This window comes from Anaerovibrio sp., assembly GCF_024697385.1.
Classification (GTDB): Bacteria; Bacillota; Negativicutes; order Selenomonadales; family Selenomonadaceae; genus Anaerovibrio.
Genome location: NZ_JAILFV010000159.1, coordinates 1 through 4,377, shown reverse-complemented (window position 1 = coordinate 4,377; position 4,377 = coordinate 1). Strand labels below are relative to the sequence as shown.

The 4,377-nt window shown below is 44.8% G+C and carries 3 protein-coding genes; all 3 read left to right on the top strand.

The window, feature by feature from the left end; genetic code table 11:
- Positions 1-282, top strand: a 282-nt coding sequence (locus K6C05_RS08555) for a hypothetical protein (protein ID WP_296733660.1), incomplete at its 5' end; no start/stop codon positions are given.
- A 200-nt stretch (positions 283-482) separates the two neighbouring features.
- Positions 483-1,925, top strand: coding sequence for an ATP-binding protein (locus K6C05_RS08550; protein ID WP_296733657.1), 1,443 nt, complete (start codon positions 483-485; stop codon positions 1,923-1,925).
- 86 nt (positions 1,926-2,011) lie between these two features.
- Positions 2,012-4,377 (top strand): leucine--tRNA ligase (gene leuS / locus K6C05_RS08545; protein ID WP_296733654.1); only part of this gene is annotated, 2,366 nt, incomplete at its 3' end.

Here is a 4,377-nt window from a genome sequence, read left to right as displayed (position 1 = left end):
TACAAGGAGTGGGGAAACGGCAATAGGTATGGCATTGCTGTAGAGTTATCTACCATTAGACAACAAGGGAATGTTATCACTTGTCAATCAATATTTTTTGACAGATATACCAGAATAATAATGGATATTTTTGATGATGAGATTATCGAATTATCCGATGGCAAAATTGAAGTTGTGACTCCAAATCGACCTAATGAAATTATAGACACAAATAGCCGGCCTGGTAGTGAATGGGTAAGACTCTATAAAATAATGAAAGCAAAACTGGCAGATGATAACTAAAAATATTCTATTTCAATTACTCTTTTTGCTGAAGGAAAAAAATGACATTTATAGCAGGTAGCTTGCCTGCTATATTTTTTTGCAATTTTGTTGACTAAATAACAACTGAAATGTAAAATTGCAATAAGGAAAATATAAAAATAACCAAAAAGTAAAATATAACATCTAAAAATATAAAATAAAATGGGTGAAAAATAAAAATGACAGAGGATGAATTGAAAGAAAAAGTAAAATTAATACAAAATACTAAATGCGAAAGTCAGAATTTGGAATTAAAAGCTGCTCATGAAGGATGTCCAAGACGTCTATATGATACCTTGTCCAGCTTTTCCAATCAGGACGGGGGCGGTACCATTATATTTGGTATTGATGAAAGTAATGACTATGCGGCAGTGGGAGTTTATGATATTCAGGATATTCAGAAAAAGATTAATTCCCAATGCCTGCAAATGGAGCCAGTGGTACGGCCGGTGTTGACGGTGACCGAGGTGGACGGTAAAGGATTTGTGTCAGCCGAAATCCCGGCAGTGGATATTGCTGACCGGCCATGCTTTTATCGTGGGGTAGGACGCATCAAGGGTGCCTATGTGCGGGTAGGCGACAGCGATGAGCCCATGACAGAGTATGAAATTTATAGTTATGAAGCCTTTCGGCGTAAGACCCATGATGAAGTGCGGCTGGCAGAGCGGGCCGAATTTTCTTCCTTGGACAAAAACAGGGTAGAAGATTATATACGCCGTCTGCGCATTGGCAAAACAAATCTTTCCCAGCTTTCAGATGGGCAGATTCAGGAATTAATGAATATAACCCAGAAGGGGAGAATCACCCTAAGCGCTGTTTTATTGTTTGGGCTGTATCCACAGGCATTTTATCCCCAGCTTTGCGTAATAGCTACCGTTGTGCCGGGACAACAGGTGAGTGATCTTGGCCCGGACAAGGAACGATTTGCTGACAATGAGCGTATAGAAGGGGATATATCCCAGATGCTGGAAAGGGCCATGCAATTTGTCCGTCGAAACATAAAGATAAAGACCATTATTAACGAACAGGACGGCAAGCGGGAGGATAGAGCGGAATATCCCATGACGGCGGTCAGGGAGGCGTTGCTAAACGCGTTGCTGCATCGGGATTACAGCATTCATACGGAGGGAATGCCGGTTCAGCTACAGCTTTTTGAGAATCGTTTGGAAATCCGCAGTCCTGGCGGAATTTATGGACGGATTGCTGTTGACCAGTTGGGCAAGGTTCAGCCTGATACCCGTAATCCGGTATTGGCCTCCGCCCTGGAGGTGTTGGAAATAGCCGAGAACCGCTATTCAGGTATTCCTATAATAGAACGGGAATTGGCCCGTTATGGCTTGCCGCCGGCCCAAATAGAGGACAAACGCGGTACCTTCACTATTACCTTTTATAAAAAGAATTCCGTGGCAGGGATAACAGATGCCAATAGTCAGGATAAGGACTTGCTGGGATATTGCTCCCAGCCAAGAAGCCGTAAGGAAATCGCCACATATTTGGGGATTAAAACCATCAGCTATGCCGTGAATAATTATATAAAACCTCTTGTAAAGGCCGGTAAGCTGCGCATGACGGTTCCGGACAGTCCAAGGAGTCACAGCCAGCGATATGTGAGAGCAGATTAACTCTCTTCTTTATTTGACGATAGTTTATTTGTTGTTCTATAATGTAACTTATTGAATTAAAAAATATTCGTATGGGGGGCTTTGTTGTGGAGAAATACATGCCACAAAAAATAGAAAAGAAATGGCAGGCCAAATGGCTGGAGTCCAAGGCTTACAAGACTGAAATGGATCCTAAGAAACCAAAGTATTACACCTTGGAAATGTTTCCGTATCCATCTGGAAATCTTCACATGGGTCATGTGCGCAATTATTCCATAGGAGATGTGCTGGCTCGTTTCAAGACCATGGAAGGCTACAATGTCATTCATCCAATGGGCTTTGATGCCTTTGGAATGCCTGCAGAGAATGCCGCCATCCAGCGTGGGGTGAAGCCTTCTGACTGGACATACTCCAACATGGATAATATGAAGCGTCAGCAGCGTGAAATGGGTCTTTCCTACGATTGGGACCGTGAGGTGGCTACCTGCCGTCCTGATTACTACAAGTGGACACAGTGGCTCTTTGAGCTCTTTTATAAGCGGGGGCTGGCTTACAAGAAAAAGGCCTATGTAAACTGGTGTGATACCTGTGGAACCGTGTTGGCCAACGAGCAGGTTATCGATGGACTGTGCTGGCGCTGTGACCATGAGGTGGTCAAAAAGGATCTTTCCCAGTGGTTTTTTAAGATTACTGATTATGCTGATGTGCTTTTAAAGGACCTTGACCTGCTGAAGGGATGGCCTGAGCGCGTTAAAATCATGCAGGACAATTGGATAGGTCGCAGTGAGGGCCTGGAGTTTGATTTTGAAATCCCGGCTTTGAAGGAAAAGCTGTCGGTATACACTACCCGTCCTGATACTGCCTATGGCGTTACCTTTGTAGCCTTGGCAGCAGAACATCCTCTGGTGGAGAAAATCTGTGAAGCTAATCCGGATAAGGCTGAGGAAATCAGGAATTTTGTTAAAAAAGTACAGAGTCAGTCCGATATTGAGCGTACCTCCTCGGAGTCTGAAAAAGAGGGTGTGGGCACCGGAGTATATGTAATCAATCCATTCAATGGCAACAAGGCTGAAATTTGGGTGACCAATTATGTACTGGCTGATTATGGTACCGGTGCAGTTATGGGTGTGCCATCTGAGGATCAGCGTGACTGGATGTTTGCCAAGAAATACAATCTTGATATCATCATTACCCTCCAGCCAAAGGATAAGGAGCTTCATCTGGAGGATATGACCGAGGCTTATGTGGACAAGGCCGGGGTTCTGGTTAATTCAGGGGAATTTGATGGTCAGGACATCAAATCTGCCATGAAGGGAATCATGGACAAGGCAGAAAAGGAAGGCTTTGGTAAGCGCCGGGTGAATTACCGTCTCCGTGACTGGCTGATTTCCCGTCAGCGCTATTGGGGTGCTCCTATTCCCGTTATATATTGTGAGGATTGTGGCGAGCAGCTTGTTCCTGAGGATCAGCTGCCGGTAATGCTCCCTGAAAATGTTAATTTTGAGGCCGGAGCTGTTTCACCACTGGCCCAGTGCGAAGAATTCGTAAATTGCACCTGTCCTAAGTGCGGTAAGCCTGCCAAGCGTGAAACCGATACCATGGATACCTTTATATGTTCATCATGGTATTATCTCCGTTATACTGACCCTAAAAATGATAAAATGCCTTTTGACAAGGAGAAGGTCAATTATTGGGCCCCTGTGGACCAATACATTGGCGGTATTGAGCACGCTATCCTTCATCTCCTTTATTCCAGGTTCTTTACCAAGGTGCTTCGGGATGAAGGCCTGGTGGACTTTGATGAGCCATTCAGTAATCTTTTGACCCAGGGAATGGTACTGAAGGATGGCAGCAAGATGTCAAAATCCAAGGGTAATGTTGTATCCCCTGAGGAGATAATAAACCAGTATGGTGCTGATACAGCCCGTCTCTTCATAATGTTTGCAGCTCCTGTGGAGCGTGACCTTGATTGGAGCGACGAGGGTGTGGCCGGTTCATTCCGGTTCCTCAATCGTGTGTGGAGAATCATAAGTCAGTTTGAGGACAAGATCAAGTCAGCACCGGATGATTATGACAAGACACTGCTTAACGATGCTGAAAAAGAGCTGCGCTGTGTCCTGCACAGTACCATAAAAAAGGTTACCGAGGACATACGCGACCGGTTCATGTTCAACACAGCAATCAGCTCAATTATGGAGCTGGTAAATGAATTCTATAAGTTCCAGAATGATGACAAGGTAAATGCCGGTCTGGTAAGGGAGGTTTCACTTAACCTTATGAAGATGCTGGCACCATTTGCTCCGCACATGACAGAGGAGCTGTGGTCAATCCTTATCGGTGAAGGCAGTGTTCACAGCCAGAAATGGCCTGCATATGATGAAGCAGCTACTGTCAAGGCAGAGGTTGAAATCGTACTGCAGATCAATGGCAAGGTGCGTGACCGTATCATGATTGCAACGGGAATCAGCCGGGA